The organism is Flammeovirga agarivorans, from assembly GCF_012641475.1.
Lineage (GTDB): Bacteria > Bacteroidota > Bacteroidia > Cytophagales > Flammeovirgaceae > Flammeovirga > Flammeovirga agarivorans.
On sequence record NZ_JABAIL010000005.1, the window covers coordinates 348,580 to 365,136 of the forward strand.

The following is a 16,557-nucleotide window of genomic DNA, read 5'->3' on the forward strand; positions in this document are numbered from 1 at the left end:
TTAATGATCTTTTAATAAGTCTCTTACCTGAATACTTGGTCTTTCTTTAGTATTAAAAGTAAGTAAAGGAATCCCGTATTCTGAAAATTGATTGACAAGCATTTCTTTCTCATTTTCAAAAGCAGTTTGTTGTTTACTTCGTGCTTTTTTCATGCTTGATTCTATTGAAACTTGATATTCGCTATTTGATAATGATACAGATCTTAAAGGAAGCTGACGTTCCCATTCATCTTCAATATGAAAGATGATAACATCATTATGTCTCTTTAAATTAAATATATGATGCAGTGTTTGATCAGAAATGCCTCTTAAGTCAGACATAATCACAATAAGGTAATCATGATTTACAGTGGTTCTGACTTTTTGCATAACACTTTCTAAAATCTGTGTTTTTGACTTTGGAGGTTGATGAGCATTAAGTTGCAAGTTGTATTGCTCAACAGTTTTCAACATTTGAAGAATCGCTGTGGTACTTCTTTGTGGTCGGATTTGCTGATATTGAGTATCACTAAATACAAAAGCACCAACTCTGTCACCAACATCTACAGTTCTCCAAGCACCAAGAGCGGCCAAATGAGCACAAACAGTAGATTTTAAATATTCCTGCGTACCAAAAAACATCGAAGAGGATTGGTCTACTACTAGTAGTACAGGTCTTTCTCGTTCTTCTGAAAAGACTTTCGTATGTGTTTTTTGTGTACGGGCAGTAACCTTCCAATCAATATTTCTAATATCATCGCCGGGAACATATTGGCGTACCTCCTTAAAGTCTAAACCTCTTCCTCTCATCGCAGACTTATGTCGCCCTGCAAGAAGAGACTGAACCTTATATTTAGGTAAGAAGCTAAAACCGGATGCTTCAAACTGCATACCATGCAATTCATTTAGAGAAACATATCCCGAAGTATTTTCTTGAATTGATTTGCTCATAGCAGTAAGAATTAAGCGACAGCTACTTTGCTGATCAATTCATCAATAATCTGTTCTTTTGTAATTCCTAAGGCATTGGCTTCAAAACTACTTACAATTCTATGACGGAATACATCTTTGATTACCTCTTGAATGTCTTCTGGTTTAACAAAATCACGTCCACTTAACCACGCCTGTACTCTTGCCACTTTATCCAAAGCAATCGTGGCTCTTGGTGAACATCCTACATCGATCCATTTCGCTAAGTCTTCACTGTATCTTTCAGGTGTTCTTGTCGCGTAAACTAATGCGACAATATATTTTTCAATAGCTTCTGAAACATGTACTTCTTGTACTTCTGCTCTAGCATCAAAAACAATTTCCTTAGGAAGCTTCTCTATTTCTTTCTTTTCTTTTTTAATTCCTGCTAATTTTTCCTCACCACGTACCAGACGTAATACTTCTAACTCTGCTTCTTCTGAAGGGTAATTAACAATAACATGCATAAGGAAACGGTCCATTTGAGCTTCTGGAAGAGGATAAGTTCCTTCTTGTTCAATAGGGTTTTGAGTTGCCATCACAAAAAATGGTTTTGGTAATTCATAAGTATTACCCGCCACTGTTACTTGTCTTTCTTGCATGGCTTCCAATAATGCCGATTGCACTTTTGCTGGTGCACGGTTAATCTCATCCGCTAATATTAAATTATTGAAGATTGGTCCTTGTTGGAAAACAAAGTTTTCATCTCCAGAACTTTGGTATATTTCAGTACCTGTGATATCAGAAGGCAATAAATCTGGAGTAAACTGAATTCTACTTAATCCTAAGTCCATATTTTGAGCAAGACTGTTAATTGCTCTAGTTTTGGCTAAACCCGGTAGACCTTCTAGCAATAAGTTACCATCAGAAATAAGGCAGGAGATAATTCGGTTTACTACTTTTTCTTGACCGATAATGGATTTTGATATCTGCTCTTGTAGTTTTTTTATTGATTCTAATGCTGTCACGATAATATTTTTTTGATGTACGGTAATAATCTATTCTAATGAAATAGTAAATTGTAATAATAAATGTTTGTTGTTAAACAAAATAACGGTTTAAATTCAAACACAGTTGTTTCATTAAGAATTATTATTCCATTGGTTGAAAAGAGAATACTCAAATTTATTAGTTGATGGGATGGATTTAATGAGAAAAACGCTCATTTTAAAACCTTAGGTATTTTACCTAATAAAAATGCTTGCTCACTAAAAGTTAGTGATTTAATACCAAAAACAATTACTGAGCATCTAATAAATTGGTATTCTTTACGACTACTTTCTAGAAAATAAATTTTATACCCGAATAGATGATATATTCATTATTGTATAAGTCATATTCAGGTTCGCAATAGATGTAACTCGTAAAAGCTTTCGATCTTACAGTGTGTCCTAAACCAATACCAACAGGAATTTCATGTACACCAGTTTGAGTATTGAACAGCATTCTTGGGTGAGTTCTAATTTCCCAATTACCATTAGGAGTGAATTTATAATAAGCACCATACTGAGCCTCAATTGTACCATTTGATTGATAAGTAAAGAGCTCAACAAATTTCCACTTTTGATTCATTTGTACACCTACGAAGTTAACACCAATAGCATTTCCGTTTACTCTCGAATTGGATACTACTACACCAAAACCTGTCTGTACTTTCCAATCTTCGTTATTTTTAGCAAAGTCAAATACTCTCGATACCATAAAGCTTGATGAACCATAATATACTTGCCCATCATAAGGTTTTGTATAATCTACGGCTGCTCGAATAAACCATTTACTTGTAGTATAATTAACAATATTCTGAAGTTCTACTTTATTAGGTTTGAATCGCCCAATTTGGTAGGCATTTAGTCCTTTAGACAGTGGATTACTTGCGTCCACTTCCTCTTCAAGAGGTAAAACAGCGGTTGAATCTTGACCAAGCGAAAAGCTATAACTGATAACAGATAAAACAAGGGTAAATAAAATTCTCTTATACATACTTTATTTTTTGATTGATGATAGTACAAAAGTAATTTCAATATGTTTAATATTAAACAATATATTGTTATCAACCATAACATTTTGTTATATCAAGAACTTATTAGATTAGGGAGGAAAATTAATTGGAGTGAATAACAATTTTCATCATTTTGTTGTTCATACACTGACACCAAGACGCTATTTCACCTATGAAAATATTACTTACTGGCTCAACAGGTTACATTGGTAGAAGACTACTTCCATTATTAGTAGAATCAGGACATGAAGTAATTTGTGTTTGTAGAGACCCAAGAAGATTTGATTTTGAAGACTTTGATTATTCTTTCCTAGATTCCGTTACTGTTGTAAAAGGTGACTTATTAGACGCGAAATCCTTAAGTCATATTCCCAAAGATTTTGATGTTGCTTATTACTTAGTCCATTCAATGGGAAACTCGTTTTCTGCATTTGAGGATATGGAAAAAAGAGCAGCCTCAAATTTTAGAGACTTTATTCAACAGACCCATTGTCAGCAGATTATATATTTAGGTGGAATTGCCAACTGTACAAAACTATCTAGACATTTACAGTCTAGGGTAGAGGTGGAAAGTATCTTAGGAGAATCAGGTTGTGCGTTAACTGTCCTACGAGCAGCAATTATTATTGGTTCGGGTGGAGCTTCTTTTGAAATTATTCGTGATTTGGTAGAGAAGTTACCCGTAATGGTAGCTCCAAAATGGCTATTAACTAAATGTCAGCCTATAGCCATAAGAAATGTGATGGATTATCTAATGGGTGTGATGCTCAAAGAAGAAGCCTACAATAAAGTCTTTGATATCGGAGGTAAAGATGTTCTCAATTATAAGGAGATGTTACTTCAGTTTGCCAAGGTGAGAGGATTACAAAGACGAATACTTGTTGTACCTGTTTTTACACCTAATTTGTCCTCGTATTGGTTATATTTTGTAACATCAACGACGTATTCTTTAGCCAGAAGTTTAGTAGAGAGTATGGGGAATGAAGTCATCTGTAATGATAAAGAAATACAAAGTATAGTACCTGTTAAACTACTTACCTATGAAGAGGCTTTAGATAGTGCTTTTCAGAAAATTGCTCAAAACGAAGTGGTATCTAGCTGGAAAGAATCCATTAGTGGTCCGGTGAGGGAAGACTTTTTAGATCTAATTCAAGTACCCAAGTATGGTTGCTTTGTTGATTTTCGAAAGTTTCCAATCGAAAGACCTGTTGATGAGGTACTGGATAATGTTTGGGCAATAGGTGGTGAGAGAGGCTGGTATTACGGAACTTGGCTGTGGAAGATAAGAGGGTTTATGGATAAACTCGTTGGGGGAGTTGGTTTAAGAAGAGGTAGAAGAAGTCAATTTGATTTAAAAACTGGAGAGGCCTTAGATTTTTGGCGAGTGATTCTTGCAGATAAAAAACATAGAAGGTTACTACTCTTTGCTGAAATGAAATTACCTGGAGAAGCATGGTTAGAGTTTAGAGTAAAGAATAAAGATGGACAACAATGGTTAGAACAAAAGGCAACATTCCGTCCCTTAGGAGTGTGGGGAAGATTGTATTGGTACCTCGTATTTCCATTGCATATGTTCGTATTCCCAGGGATGGCAAAGAATATCCTAGCCTATTCTAAATAGTTGATTTTAAACTAAAAACTATAAATAATTATCTGTTTTCATATTTAACAATTTATTAACATAATATTTTTTCGATAAGTGTATGTCTAGACACTTACATCTTTTTTAAGAGTGATGACTATACACTTGTATTTCTATCTATTGATTTATTGATTCAATTTAGAATAAAATATAATAAAGTGTATTTTATGTCATTTATAATATTCTGTTCATTTGGACTTTAATTGTACTTTGGTCCTATAATATATCGAAACTTTATTCCACCTTTGTCGTGTAATAAAAATGAAAACAAAGTAAAATTAAAAACAATAAGAACTATGAAAACGCAACAAAATACAATCATTACACACACAGTTACAGGTTATCCAGTAATCATCAAAACAGTAAAATAATTAGTTAATCATTAAACTTTTAAAATCATGAAAAACAGAACAAACACAATCGTTACTTACACTGCAACAGGTTACCCAGTAATCGTAAAAACAGTAAAATAATTTATCAATTAAAGAATCAATAAAATGAAATCACAAGAAAATATAATCATAACACATACCGTGACAGGTTATCCAATAATTATAAAATCAACAAAATAACAATTATGAAAAATTTAAAGAACACAGTACTTACGTACACAGCAACAGGTTTCCCAGTTTTAATCCCTGTAAATAGAAACAATGAAACAAAGAAAACTGAAGTAAAAGAGATAAAAGGTAATGTAAAGCAATCTGCTTAAGCATTACTTTTACAAGTAAGAAAAAAGACGCGATGGCCATAAGGCCTTTTTTTATGCCCTAAACTTTCTAACTAAAACCAGATATAAAAGATTTTCTCATTATGTTTGAAAGTAGAATTTTTAAGAAATATCACTTGACAAGCAAATGACACTAGAAGAAGTACAGAAAGTAGTCGACGAATGGATCAATACTACAGGCGTTAGATACTTTAATGAATTAACGAATACAGCCATCTTAATGGAAGAAGTGGGAGAAGTAGCCCGCATTATGTCTAGAAAATATGGCGAACAGTCTTTCAAAAAATCAGATGAAGAGGTAGATCTCGGAGATGAAATGGCAGATGTTCTATTTGTATTAGTATGTTTAGCCAATCAGACAGGCATTGATTTAACTGAAGCATTGAAAAAGAATCTTGAGAAAAAATCAATTAGAGATGCTGATAGACATAAAAATAACGATAAGCTTAAATAAAAAAAGACCATTTAATTCATCGGAGTTAAATGGTCTTTTTTATAAGGTAAGGGTTTACTTATGCTAATTGCATTTTATTCTTTTTCTTCCCTTTCCCTTTTTTATTTCTTTTGAACCACCAAACTAAGAATCCAGTTACTGGAAGAGTGGTAGCAATTAAACTGCAAATACAATAGATCCATCTACCGAATGTACCAAAGTAGTAGCCAATGTGTAAAGACTTTGCATGTATCCTCATTTGTCGACCAAGAGTATAATCTTCAAATGCAATATGAGAGTTTGGTTGGTGATCAGTGTTGAACGTTACTTTTCGACTTTGCCCATAAGAGAAAAAAGTTTCCCCTGCTGCTTTTGATACTGTATATACGGCTTGTTTTTTATTTGGGAAACTGATAGAATATCCACCTTCTTCCGGATAAATAGTATCTACGAAATCCATCTTATCTTGGAAAGACAAGTATTGATTCTCTGAATCTATTTTGTGAGGCTGATTGTCCTCTTTAGAAGGTAGCTTTCCATCAAAAAGTAAGTAAACACCATCGTTATACCATGAAAAACTCCAACACAGACCAGTGATGCACATTATGATGGAAGGGATAAGTACATAGAATCCCCACGTATTGTGCATATCATAGTTGACTCTCTTTTTAGAGGCTCCCCATTTTACTGTTAACCCTTGCTTAAGTTGCTTCATTTTACTTGGCCACCATAAGATTAAACCAGTGAAACAAAGTACTAGAAAGATAATAGTGGAGACTCCAACAATCATTTTACCAATATCTCCTGCTAATAACCATCTGTGTAGCTTGAAATTGAACATAAAGAATCCTTTCAAAGAAGAGTTTTCACTTCCTAAACTTTCTAAAGTATATGGGTTAACATATTCAGATAATCTACCTCTTCTTCCTCCTTTGTGACCTTCTGGAACATATGAGATTTTATATGCTTTTTCTAAATCATTAGGTATACTAATAGAGGAGATATTATGCTTTGGATGACTAGTCTCAAAACTCTTTTTTATATCTTCAACTGTGTGGGCATCACCTTGAGGGGTAACAGTTAATACCTCAGAGTTGAAAATACCATTGATGTCTTTTTCAAGGGCAAGAATACCACCTGTTAGGCAAACAATTAGGATAACTATACCACTGATTAAGCCTAACCATAAATGGATTTGATGAAGTAGTTCTTTAATTAATTTCATTGATTTTGATCGATATGCTGTCATGAAGTGCAATTATATAGATTAATTCTAAATAAGATGATTGACTTTTCTCAAGGTTATGAATCGTTAACATAATGTGAGATGTTATTTTAGTAGATCGTTAATCAATGATAAAAAGAAAGGCAATAAAGAGGTTCGTTCTCCTTATTGCCTGATATAAAAATCAAATATTTTGAATCTATTTGTTCCAGATTTCCCAAGAAGCTTCTGCTTGACCAATCAACATTTCAAGTCCATTTTTAGCATGCCCACCATTAGTAATTCCTTGTTTCATGAATTCTGTCTCAGCTGGGTTATACACTAAATCATAGAAGTAATGGTTTTCTGTTGTTGCATGATAAGGTAATTGAGGAGCAATACCTTCTTTAGGATGCATGCCTAGTGGAGTAGTATTAACTACTAAAGAATGTTCTTTATATATATCTTCAGTAACATCATCATAAGAAATACTGTCTTTTGATGCTTTTCTTGATACCGAAATAAAAGGGATCCCCATATCTTCTAATGCCACTTTTACAGCTTTAGAAGCACCACCAGTACCTAATACAAGTGCCTTAAAATTAGTATGAGGTAAGAACTTCTCTAATGAACTTCTGAACCCATAGTAATCAGAGTTATAACCAGTAAGTGTCCCATCTTTTTCAAACTTAATAACGTTGGCTGCACCAATTTTACCAGCAGAAGCGGGATCTAGGCGATCTAAAAATGGTAGTACTTGTTCTTTGTAAGGAATAGTTACATTAAGTCCATTTAAGTCTTTTTCGTCTAAAAGTTGAGCTAGTTTTTCAATATGATCTAATTCGAATAGTTCGTATTGACATCCTTCAATATTCTCTTTCTCATATTTTTCAGTGAAATATTTTTTTGAGAAGGAATGTCCTAAAGGATAGCCTATTAATCCGTATGTTTTCATCTTTCAACTGTTTGTGAGCTACAAATTTAAAGATTGCACTATAAAATGTCTTGTTTTTGAGAGATCATAGATAAAAATTTTGAAATAGTGTTTTATAACCCTCCAATTCTATTGAAATAAGAGTGATGAATGAATAAGAATTAGGCTTAGGTATTTTACCTAATGTTTTCGATTAGGTTTTCTACTCATCTATAAGGAGGTCTAATCTGCCACCTTTGTAATGTGATCGATGATCATATCAACAAAAAAGTTCTCTCAAATAAATTAAGAAAACCTTATGAAACGATTTAACTTATTTATCACTACTGTATTGTTATTTACCTCTCAATTAATGGCACAAAAACAACCGAACATACTTGTCATTTTTGGTGATGATATCGGGATGTTTAATATCAGTGCTTATAATGATGGAATGATGGGGTATAAAACTCCCAATATTGATAGAATAGCCAATTCAGGAATCAGATTTACTGATAGCTATGCACAAAACAGTTGTACAGCCGGTCGTTCTGTGTTTTTAACGGGACAAAGTGCGAAAAGAACAGGTCTTTCCAAAGTAGGTTTACCAGGTGATGATTTAGGATTACAAAAAGAAGATCCAACTATCGCAGAAATCCTAAAAGATATGGGATATACTACAGGACAATTTGGTAAAAACCACTTGGGTGATAAAGATGAATTCCTTCCAACAAATCATGGTTTTGATGAATTCTTCGGTAACCTTTACCACTTAAATGCAGAAGAGGAGCCAGAACATCCAGATTATCCAAAAGATCCTGCTTTTAAAGAAAGATTTGGTCCTAGAGGTGTTATCCACTCTTATGCTGATGGTCGTATTTCTGATACAGGTCCATTGACAAAGAAAAGAATGGAAACAGTAGATAGAGAATTCTTAGCTGCTTCTTTAGATTTTATCGATAAAGCACATGAAGAAAAAGAACCTTTCTTTGTATGGTTCAACTCTACAAGAATGCATGTGGTTACCCACCTTACAGAAGAGGCAGACGGTAAAACAGGGCAAGGTATCTATGCTGATGGTATGGTAGAGCATGATGGCCACATAGGTCAGCTACTAGATAAATTAGATGAATTAGGAATTACTGAAAACACTATCGTAGTGTACACGACGGATAATGGAGCAGAAGTTTTGTCATGGCCTGACGGTGGTATGATTCCTTTCCGCGGAGAGAAAAATACTACTTGGGAAGGTGGTTTCAGAGCACCGATGATGGTCAGCTGGCCAGGAACTATTAAGCCTCAAGTATCTAATGAAATTATTTCCTTAGAAGATTGGATGCCTACATTGATTGCCGCAGCAGGTGATGATCAAATTAAAGATAAATTATTAACTGGTCATAAAGCAGGTGATATGACGTACAAAGTTCACCTAGACGGTTACAACTTCATGCCTTATTTCTTAGGTAAAGAAGCAAAAGGTCCTAGAGAAGATTTCTTCTACTTCACTGATGGTGGAGATCTTTCAGCAGTTAGGATTGGAGATTGGAAATTTATGTTCTCTATCCAAGAACATGAAGGATTGGATGTGTGGATCAAGCCTTTCACTAAATTAAGAGCTCCGATCATCATCAACTTGAGAAGAGATCCATTCGAAAGAGCTATTGACGAATCAGGATATACAGATTTCTTTATAGAGCATATGTTCTTGATGGCTCCAACCGTAGAGAGAGTAAAAGAATACATGGGAACTTTTAAAGAGTTTCCTCCAAGACAAGCGGCAGCTTCATGGGTAGAGTAAGTATGTAGATTTTCAAAATCTGAAAGGAACTTCAATTACGGAGTTCCTTTTTACTTGAAGAAGAAAATGACTCTCCCCAAAGATTAGTTAGTCTATGTTTATATAGCTAAGTATTTTACCTAATTCTTCCTGTTAGGTTTTCTTCTCACTGATATCAAACCTCAATAGGATTACTTTGAACTATGATAAATTAATCTCTCATTAATTAAAAATCAATCAAATTATCTCATTATGAAAGCCATACTATCTCTACTTTATACTTTAGTTTTTCATCTTTTTATTCAGAATATGGGAATTGCCCAAAGTATTGAATTGGATAAAAGCATTGGTCGAGAATATGCCAATAAAGTCATTCAAGAAATAGGCGTATATCAGGATAAAGCATTAACAGATTATATCAACAGTGTAGGGCAACACCTTGTTGATCAATTAGAAAATAAGCAGTTTGATTATGAGTTTCGAATTGTACCTGAAGTGGAGCCAAATGCTTTCGCTTTACCTGGAGGATATGTTTTTATTACGACAGGTTTATTATCGATTATTCAGACAGAGGATGAACTGGCAGGGATCTTATCACATGAAATAATACATGCTCATAATAGACATTCTATAGCTCAAATGAAAAAAGGAATTTTACCAAAGCTGTTAGAATTACCTGGCGATTTATTAGGTGTGATAAATAAAGACTTAGGAACATTTTTTAATGCTCCCATCAGATCAACAAATGCACTTTATATGGCTTCATATGGTAGAAAAAAGGAAACTGAAGCAGATTTAGAGGGTATGGAACTCTCCTTAAAGGCAGGGTATAATCCAGAATCCTTAAAAGATATATTACATAGAATGACAGAGGTTGTAGCATTAATAACTGGCGAGTCTGAAAGTAAAAGTTATTTCAATGATCACCCTTATACACCGGATAGGGAAAGCAAAATTTCTTTACAGGCTTCTTTTATGATTCAGAATAAAGACTACCATAACAAGAAGAATTATCATACTCAGATTGATGGGTTATTATTTGGTAGAAGTGCCACTTATGGAGTCTTTAATGGGAATATATTTATGCACCCAACCTTATCAATAAAAGTCGAGTTACCAGATCAATGGTTGCTAGTGAATGAGAAAGAGTTTGTAGGTGCTTATAGCCAAAATCAAAAAGAAGGAATTGTAATCACATTAGAAAAAGATCAAAATGATGTAATGGAGTCAGTCTTGGCTTTTTCAGATAAGTTGACTGATAAAGAGAAGACATGTATTGTGGATAAAGGGTACTTTCCTCATCATGAAAAGGACGGTTATAGTCTGTCTTTTAAGTCTTCTGATAAATCTAATGAAAGCTATGTTCACCTAGGATGGGTAAGTGTAAATAATAGAATCTATAAAATCAGTAACTTTTCTTCTTCACCAGCAAAAGAGGTTTTTATGGATGTTATCACTTCGTTAGGTGATTTAACAAGTGAAGAAAAATTGTCTATACAAACGCAGAAGATTGCTATTGTGAAAGCCAAGAAAGGTGAAACCCTAGAACAGCTTTGTCAACGAACAAATAATAGTTTTCAATTGCTATTGATTGGGTTTCTGAATGACAAAAAACGAGAGCAAACCTTAGTAGAAGGTGAAAATATTAAAGTGATTCAGAAGTATCCATATACTACTGAAACGTCGATAGATTATACCGTTAGAATAGCAGAATAAAGATAGATTATACAAATGTGAGTAGAATGGTAGACTTGTTAGTACAAGTATCGGTCATGTAGAAGACTGTTGCCTTCAGTGAGGGTATAGAGTTGGGTAATGATAGTAGTAATAATTTATTTGGGTATAGATACTTTGTACTACAAAATAAAGGGAGGATATATTGTATCCTCTTTTTTGGGAGGTTGCCTTAGGTAAATTACCTAATTGACTCATTTAGGTATCTCTACAATATAGAAAAGTGGTAGTTGTTGCACCTTTGTATTGTAAGAAAAAAACATCTCTCTATTTATCAATCATTGCAATATGAATAATATAAAACAATCGTCTAACACGAAAAACTACGATCTATTCAACATCAAAAAAGAAATCTCAGGTTTAGTGGATGATTTCTTATTAGAAAATGAAATTAACCTAGTCGATCGTATCACAAGCTTTGAAAAAAGAAGTAATGTGGTATTGAAAAAGAAACAAAATTTCGAAGAGGAAAGCTTTGACCTTCTCACAAAGCAAATTGATAAAATTTTCAACGACATCCGTTATCAGATTATGACCAATATTATGAATGATGAAGCATTATCTGAAAGCCAAAAAGAAATCAAATTACAACGTTCTTTATTGGATGTATTTCAACTACAAAATATGGTCGAAGAAATGTTATTAATGATTTCTATTCACCTGGAAGAAATGAATGGAGATACTAAAAGCTATCTGACAAAATCGTCTAGCGTTGGAGAAACCTTTGTTTCTAAGATCACAAGTTTAACCTCATCAGTATTTAATTAATCATTGAATTTCAATCATTTAAAATTTATAAATCTCTACAATCATGAAAGTCTCAAAATCATTAAAACATTGGTATTTATTTCTTTTATCAGGAATATTATTAGTTGGTACTGGAATTATCACTTTCTTTTATCCATTAGAAAGTTACTTAGTATTATCTGTATTTTTTAGCATTACTTTTATTTTAACTGGAATGTCCGATATCATATTTTCTATTATCAATAGGAACGTATTGAGAGGTTGGGGATGGTCCTTGTTCTGGGGTATTATTAATACTTTATTAGGCGTATTTTTAATTCAGAATCCGTCGATATCAGTAGCCACATTGCCCATGTATGTCGGGTTTACCTTCTTGGTAAGGTCTATTGGTGTATTGTCTTACTCAGAATTATTAAAAAGTTTTGGAATTATTGCCTCAGACCCTTTAACGATTCTTGGAGTGATTGGGCTCATTTTATCATTGGTATTGATATGGAACCCAATATTAGCAGGACTCACTATTGTTACACTAATGGGTGTGATATTCATCGTTACTGGAGTCTTTCAGATATCATTGTCCTTTCGATTGAAAAAGGCAAAAGAGGTGATTCAGAATAAAGTAGATTTAGAGTTAGTATAGCCAAAAAGGGAAGGTATTCATTAAATACCTTCCCTTTTTTATATCTCTTTTTGAGTAATACGTTGTAGCGTTTTTTCTACATCTTCTGAAAAGTTAAAGAGTGAAATGTAGGCATCAAACCCTAAAACTAAAATGGAATTGATCATTTGTTCTACTTGAAAGCAGTGAATGCCTATAATTTTTTTTCTTGGGTACTTTGACTTCACTAATAAATAAGCTTGCTCTACGGTTACGTTAATATCAAGTAAGTTGAAAAAAATATACCCTTCTTGATAGTCTTCTTTTAAGCTTTCAATCACTTCAAAGGAAAGACAGGAAATAGGAAACAACGCTAAAAGCTCTTCACTGAGCCGGTTGTTTATGGTATTATCGTTGCCAATTAAAATATGCATAGGTGATAGGTTTACTCACAAACCTAGTACATAAATTTTCTAGCTCTATTAGAGAATTACCTATTCTTATTCTACGTAGTTTTAAATGTCATCAAAGAGTTGCTTATCAATAGCATATAAAATTAATCCTGCTAAATTTTTGCTCCCTGTTTTATCAAGCAGGTTTCTTTTATGTGCATCTACTGTACGAATACTGATAAATAGCTCATCAGCAATTTCTTTATTGGTTTTCTCTTTTAGGATAAGGTGTAAAACATCTTTCTCCCTATCAGATAAAGGAACTTCTAGAGCTACTTGAGTTTTTTGAGGTTTTACTTTTCTGATATTATTAATTATCGCATTGGTTACTTCTGGAGAGTAATAAGTACCACCAGAGTGTACGATTTTAATACCATTAATTAGTTCTTCTTCCGAGCAGTTCTTAAGTAGGTATCCCATTGTCCCTTCAGCTAGCATTTTTTTAATATGCTGACTTTCTCCAAGCATTGTCAGGGCCATAAGTTTAATATGAGGGTATAACTTTTTTACATGTTGTACCAATTCTAATCCATCCATTTCAGGCATATTCACATCTGTAAGGAGGATATCAACATCGTTATCTTTTTCTAATATTTCTAGACACTCTTTTCCATGGTCAGCTTCTCCTACAATTTCAAAAGTAGTATCATCTAATAAGAAGTTTTTTAATCCTTCTCGGATCATTTTATGATCATCAACAAGAAAAAGTTTTATTGTACTCATGTCTGTATTTAAAAATCTTTTTTTATCTCAATTAGTAAAGTAGTTCCTCGACCTTCCTGACTTTCAATTTCAAGAAAACCATTAATAGCATCAAGTCTGTTTTTTATTCCTTTAAAACCTAAACCTGAGTTTTCTTTAACTACCTTTTTAGCATCAAAACCAATACCATTATCTTCTATGGTTAACATATAAATATCTTCATAACTCTTGAGTTGGATATCAACTTTTGTGGCTTTTGAATACTTAAATATGTTATTAATACCTTCTTGTAGAATTCTGTATAAAGTGACTTCTACTTGTTTATTCTGAATTTGATGCCCGTTAAAGTTATGGTAAAATTTGAAATCAATATGCTCTGTACTTTTATCTACTTCTGTGATTAAACTCTAAAAAGCAGAGATAATACCAAAATCTACGATTGCTTTTGGCATTAAACTATGGGCAACCGACCTACTTTCTGTAATTGATTTTTGAAGGTAATCATAACCTATTCCAAAAGTTTCTATTACTTCAGTCGGTAACTCACCAATACTTTTTCTTACTTTTTGGAAATTCAATGAAGAAACCGTTAGCGTTTGTTGTAAACCATCATGTATATCTTTAGATATTCTATTTCTTTCTATGTCCTCTGTGGTCATCACTGCATTTAGAATATCCTTTGCTTTTTGTTTAATTGATGTAATATCGGTGAAGGTACCAACTACTCTATCAGGGGTACCAGTATTGTCTCTAGACACTACTTTACCTTTGATTTGTACCCAAATATACTTTCCGAATTTATTTTTTAATCTGGCTTCTGTAATCAAACTACCCTCGTTGCTCTGAAGAATTAAATCCAAATAAGAGGCATCTTCTATTTTCTTAAGGTCATCCAGGTGAATACGATTTTGTATTTCTTCCCATGTTTCCTTAAACCCATAAGGTACATAACCTAGCATAGTGTATAACGCAGGACTGAATATCATACGATTAGATTTTACCTTCCAATCCCAAATACCATCATTAGAAGCTTCTAGTGCATATCTTAGCTGTTCCTCTCGATCGGCTATCTTTTGAGATCGCTCGATGACTTTTTCCTCTAGATTTTCGTTCAGTTCATTCAGTTCTATAACTTGCCCTTCAATAATTTTCTTCTGCTTTCTTGTTAATCGAACTCTGTTAATGGCAAAAATTGTAAACATTGTCACTAAAGATAAGATGATGATTAATGCGGTCTTCTGATTTTTAGATTGAATGAGTTTTTCCTGTTGTATTTGTTGCTGACTTGCATAATTTAGACTATCTGATAAAGCTCTTTTTTCATTTTCATACTTATACTGTTGATGCAAAACTTCCTTTTGAGTTTCGAGGTTATGAACGCTATCTTTTGAAGTGACAAAAAGTTCAAAAGCCTTTAAAGCTTCAGCACTATTATTTTGCATTTTATATATTTCATAGATCTTTTCAGAAATATCTTTTGTTTGCTCAAGATCTGTCTCTTTAGCAATCTTCAATCCCTTTTTGTAATAAATCAGTGCTTTTGAATTATTCCCTTTTAGCTTATAGTAATTACCGTAAGCTTTATTACAAAGTGTTATTCCTAATTGATTACCTAGTTTCTTATTTATTTTTAAAGCATCATTAATAGTTGCCAAGGTGTTCTCAGTTTCATTCAACTTCACCTGAAGAAAAGCTAAATGAACCAAGATATGAGCTTCCGAGTTTTTATCATCAATCTCTTTGGCTAAAGCTAGACTTTCTTCTAAAATCGGTAATGCTTTTTCATATTGATCCTCATTGGAATAGCCTAACCCCAAGTTCAATGTGTTATTTAAAATACCGGCTTTATCTCCTAGCTTTCTTCTAATTTCAAGACTTTTATTAATGTACTCTTCATACCTTTCAAAATCATTCAGATCGAAATAAATATTGGCGATATTAGAATAGGCAAAAGCGTTAGAGTAATCGTCTCCATTTTTTTCGTTTATTCTTACTGCTTGGAGATACAATTCCATTGATTGGATAAGGTCGCCCTTTCTGAATTTTAATACTGCAAGGTTCGTTAATGGAGCACTTCTTTGGTCACCTGCAGCCATATATAACGAATCGCATTTCTTTAGATTCTTCTCTGCTCTTTCATAATCTTTCTGAATAACATTAATGATTCCGATATTATTCATCACATCACCCATCAGAATATTATCATTTAAAATAGAAGATCTCGCATAACTTTTTTGATAATAATCAATTGAAGTTTCATATTCTCCTCTAGCATAATACACCGTCCCAATACCTTGAAAAGAGGAGGCGACCAATAAACTATCCTCCGCTTTTCTTCCTAGAGTAATCGCTTGACCATAAATTTCTTCGGAGTCATCATACTCTCCTTTTCTATATAATGTTTTCGCCTTCAGGTTTAAGGCTTTTGCTTGGTAATTTAACAGATTACTTTCCAAAGCATACTGAAACCCCATTTCAGAAAGTATTAATACACTATCTGAATTCGTTTTTGCCATTTCACCTCCGAATTGAATAAGAGCTTCCAAACGTGTGGTATCTTCTGCTTTTAGGTCAGTCCAAATATCCCACAAAGAATCCGTCTCTGTCTGACAAATTGATACATTTGACATAAACAGCAGTAGAATGCTTATCAAGGAATATTTGTTTATCCAATTCAT

The 16,557-nt window shown here is 33.3% G+C and carries 16 protein-coding genes; 7 read left to right on the forward strand and 9 right to left on the reverse strand.

Annotated elements, in window-relative coordinates; translation table 11 throughout:
- From HGP29_RS17555 to HGP29_RS17565, 3 genes are all read right to left on the reverse strand, one after another.
- Positions 1-930, reverse strand: coding sequence for a DUF58 domain-containing protein (locus HGP29_RS17555; RefSeq protein ID WP_168883734.1), 930 nt, complete (start codon positions 928-930; stop codon positions 1-3).
- Between the two features lie 11 nt (positions 931-941).
- Entirely contained in the window at positions 942-1,916 is a 975-nt protein-coding gene (locus HGP29_RS17560) for an AAA family ATPase (RefSeq protein ID WP_168883735.1), read from the reverse strand.
- Between the two features lie 313 nt (positions 1,917-2,229).
- Positions 2,230-2,928 carry a hypothetical protein gene (locus HGP29_RS17565; protein WP_168883736.1) on the reverse strand — a complete coding sequence of 233 codons (699 nt, stop codon included), beginning with the start codon at positions 2,926-2,928 and terminating at the stop codon, positions 2,230-2,232.
- A 191-nt stretch (positions 2,929-3,119) separates the two neighbouring features.
- Here HGP29_RS17565 and HGP29_RS17570 point away from each other — a divergent pair, with 191 nt between their 5' ends.
- From HGP29_RS17570 to HGP29_RS17575, 3 genes are all read left to right on the forward strand, one after another.
- A complete protein-coding gene (locus tag HGP29_RS17570) occupies positions 3,120-4,568 on the forward strand; it encodes an SDR family oxidoreductase (protein ID WP_168883737.1) in 1,449 nt (482 codons plus the stop codon).
- Positions 4,569-5,166: 598 nt separating this feature from the next.
- Positions 5,167-5,301: a hypothetical protein gene (locus HGP29_RS29005; protein WP_262889538.1), complete on the forward strand. Its 135-nt coding sequence runs from the start codon at positions 5,167-5,169 to the stop codon at positions 5,299-5,301.
- A gap of 145 nt (positions 5,302-5,446) precedes the next feature.
- On the forward strand, positions 5,447-5,773 hold the full coding sequence (locus tag HGP29_RS17575) for a nucleotide pyrophosphohydrolase (RefSeq protein WP_168883738.1): 327 nt from the start codon (positions 5,447-5,449) through the stop codon (positions 5,771-5,773).
- A 58-nt stretch (positions 5,774-5,831) separates the two neighbouring features.
- Here HGP29_RS17575 and HGP29_RS17580 read toward each other — a convergent pair whose 3' ends face one another.
- Positions 5,832-6,977 carry a PepSY-associated TM helix domain-containing protein gene (locus tag HGP29_RS17580; RefSeq protein ID WP_168883739.1) on the reverse strand — a complete coding sequence of 382 codons (1,146 nt, stop codon included), beginning with the start codon at positions 6,975-6,977 and terminating at the stop codon, positions 5,832-5,834.
- 199 nt (positions 6,978-7,176) lie between these two features.
- A complete protein-coding gene (locus HGP29_RS17585) occupies positions 7,177-7,911 on the reverse strand; it encodes a shikimate dehydrogenase family protein (RefSeq protein ID WP_168883740.1) in 735 nt (244 codons plus the stop codon).
- Between the two features lie 277 nt (positions 7,912-8,188).
- Here HGP29_RS17585 and HGP29_RS17590 point away from each other — a divergent pair, with 277 nt between their 5' ends.
- From HGP29_RS17590 to HGP29_RS17605, 4 genes are all read left to right on the forward strand, one after another.
- A complete protein-coding gene (locus HGP29_RS17590; protein ID WP_168883741.1) occupies positions 8,189-9,667 on the forward strand; it encodes an arylsulfatase in 1,479 nt (492 codons plus the stop codon).
- A gap of 231 nt (positions 9,668-9,898) precedes the next feature.
- Positions 9,899-11,362 (forward strand): M48 family metalloprotease, encoded by a 1,464-nt coding sequence (locus tag HGP29_RS17595; protein ID WP_168883742.1) that lies wholly within the window; start codon positions 9,899-9,901, stop codon positions 11,360-11,362.
- Positions 11,363-11,668: 306 nt separating this feature from the next.
- Positions 11,669-12,148 carry a hypothetical protein gene (locus tag HGP29_RS17600; RefSeq protein WP_168883743.1) on the forward strand — a complete coding sequence of 160 codons (480 nt, stop codon included), beginning with the start codon at positions 11,669-11,671 and terminating at the stop codon, positions 12,146-12,148.
- Positions 12,149-12,191: 43 nt separating this feature from the next.
- Positions 12,192-12,767: an HdeD family acid-resistance protein gene (locus HGP29_RS17605; protein WP_168883744.1), complete on the forward strand. Its 576-nt coding sequence runs from the start codon at positions 12,192-12,194 to the stop codon at positions 12,765-12,767.
- A 38-nt stretch (positions 12,768-12,805) separates the two neighbouring features.
- Here HGP29_RS17605 and HGP29_RS17610 read toward each other — a convergent pair whose 3' ends face one another.
- From HGP29_RS17610 to HGP29_RS17625, 4 genes are all read right to left on the reverse strand, one after another.
- Positions 12,806-13,159 carry a hypothetical protein gene (locus HGP29_RS17610; RefSeq protein WP_168883745.1) on the reverse strand — a complete coding sequence of 118 codons (354 nt, stop codon included), beginning with the start codon at positions 13,157-13,159 and terminating at the stop codon, positions 12,806-12,808.
- A gap of 81 nt (positions 13,160-13,240) precedes the next feature.
- A complete protein-coding gene (locus HGP29_RS17615) occupies positions 13,241-13,900 on the reverse strand; it encodes a response regulator transcription factor (protein WP_168883746.1) in 660 nt (219 codons plus the stop codon).
- Positions 13,901-13,908: 8 nt separating this feature from the next.
- Positions 13,909-14,280 (reverse strand): sensor histidine kinase, encoded by a 372-nt coding sequence (locus tag HGP29_RS17620; protein WP_168883982.1) that lies wholly within the window; start codon positions 14,278-14,280, stop codon positions 13,909-13,911.
- 6 nt (positions 14,281-14,286) lie between these two features.
- Positions 14,287-16,557, reverse strand: a complete 2,271-nt coding sequence (locus HGP29_RS17625) for a tetratricopeptide repeat protein (RefSeq protein ID WP_211093323.1) — start codon at positions 16,555-16,557, stop codon at positions 14,287-14,289.

Excerpts from the sequence above, each read along its gene's own strand:
- HGP29_RS17555 (WP_168883734.1), bottom strand. The coding sequence starts at position 930 with ATGAGCAAATCAATTCAAGAAAATACTTCGGGATATGTTTCTCTAAAT.
- HGP29_RS17565 (WP_168883736.1), bottom strand. The coding sequence starts at position 2,928 with ATGTATAAGAGAATTTTATTTACCCTTGTTTTATCTGTTATCAGTTAT.
- HGP29_RS17570 (WP_168883737.1), top strand. The coding sequence starts at position 3,120 with ATGAAAATATTACTTACTGGCTCAACAGGTTACATTGGTAGAAGACTA.
- HGP29_RS29005 (WP_262889538.1), top strand. The coding sequence starts at position 5,167 with ATGAAAAATTTAAAGAACACAGTACTTACGTACACAGCAACAGGTTTC.
- HGP29_RS17575 (WP_168883738.1), top strand. The coding sequence starts at position 5,447 with ATGACACTAGAAGAAGTACAGAAAGTAGTCGACGAATGGATCAATACT.
- HGP29_RS17580 (WP_168883739.1), bottom strand. The coding sequence starts at position 6,977 with ATGAAATTAATTAAAGAACTACTTCATCAAATCCATTTATGGTTAGGC.
- HGP29_RS17585 (WP_168883740.1), bottom strand. The coding sequence starts at position 7,911 with ATGAAAACATACGGATTAATAGGCTATCCTTTAGGACATTCCTTCTCA.
- HGP29_RS17590 (WP_168883741.1), top strand. The coding sequence starts at position 8,189 with ATGAAACGATTTAACTTATTTATCACTACTGTATTGTTATTTACCTCT.
- HGP29_RS17595 (WP_168883742.1), top strand. The coding sequence starts at position 9,899 with ATGAAAGCCATACTATCTCTACTTTATACTTTAGTTTTTCATCTTTTT.
- HGP29_RS17600 (WP_168883743.1), top strand. The coding sequence starts at position 11,669 with ATGAATAATATAAAACAATCGTCTAACACGAAAAACTACGATCTATTC.
- HGP29_RS17605 (WP_168883744.1), top strand. The coding sequence starts at position 12,192 with ATGAAAGTCTCAAAATCATTAAAACATTGGTATTTATTTCTTTTATCA.
- HGP29_RS17610 (WP_168883745.1), bottom strand. The coding sequence starts at position 13,159 with ATGCATATTTTAATTGGCAACGATAATACCATAAACAACCGGCTCAGT.
- HGP29_RS17615 (WP_168883746.1), bottom strand. The coding sequence starts at position 13,900 with ATGAGTACAATAAAACTTTTTCTTGTTGATGATCATAAAATGATCCGA.
- HGP29_RS17625 (WP_211093323.1), bottom strand. The coding sequence starts at position 16,557 with ATGAATTGGATAAACAAATATTCCTTGATAAGCATTCTACTGCTGTTT.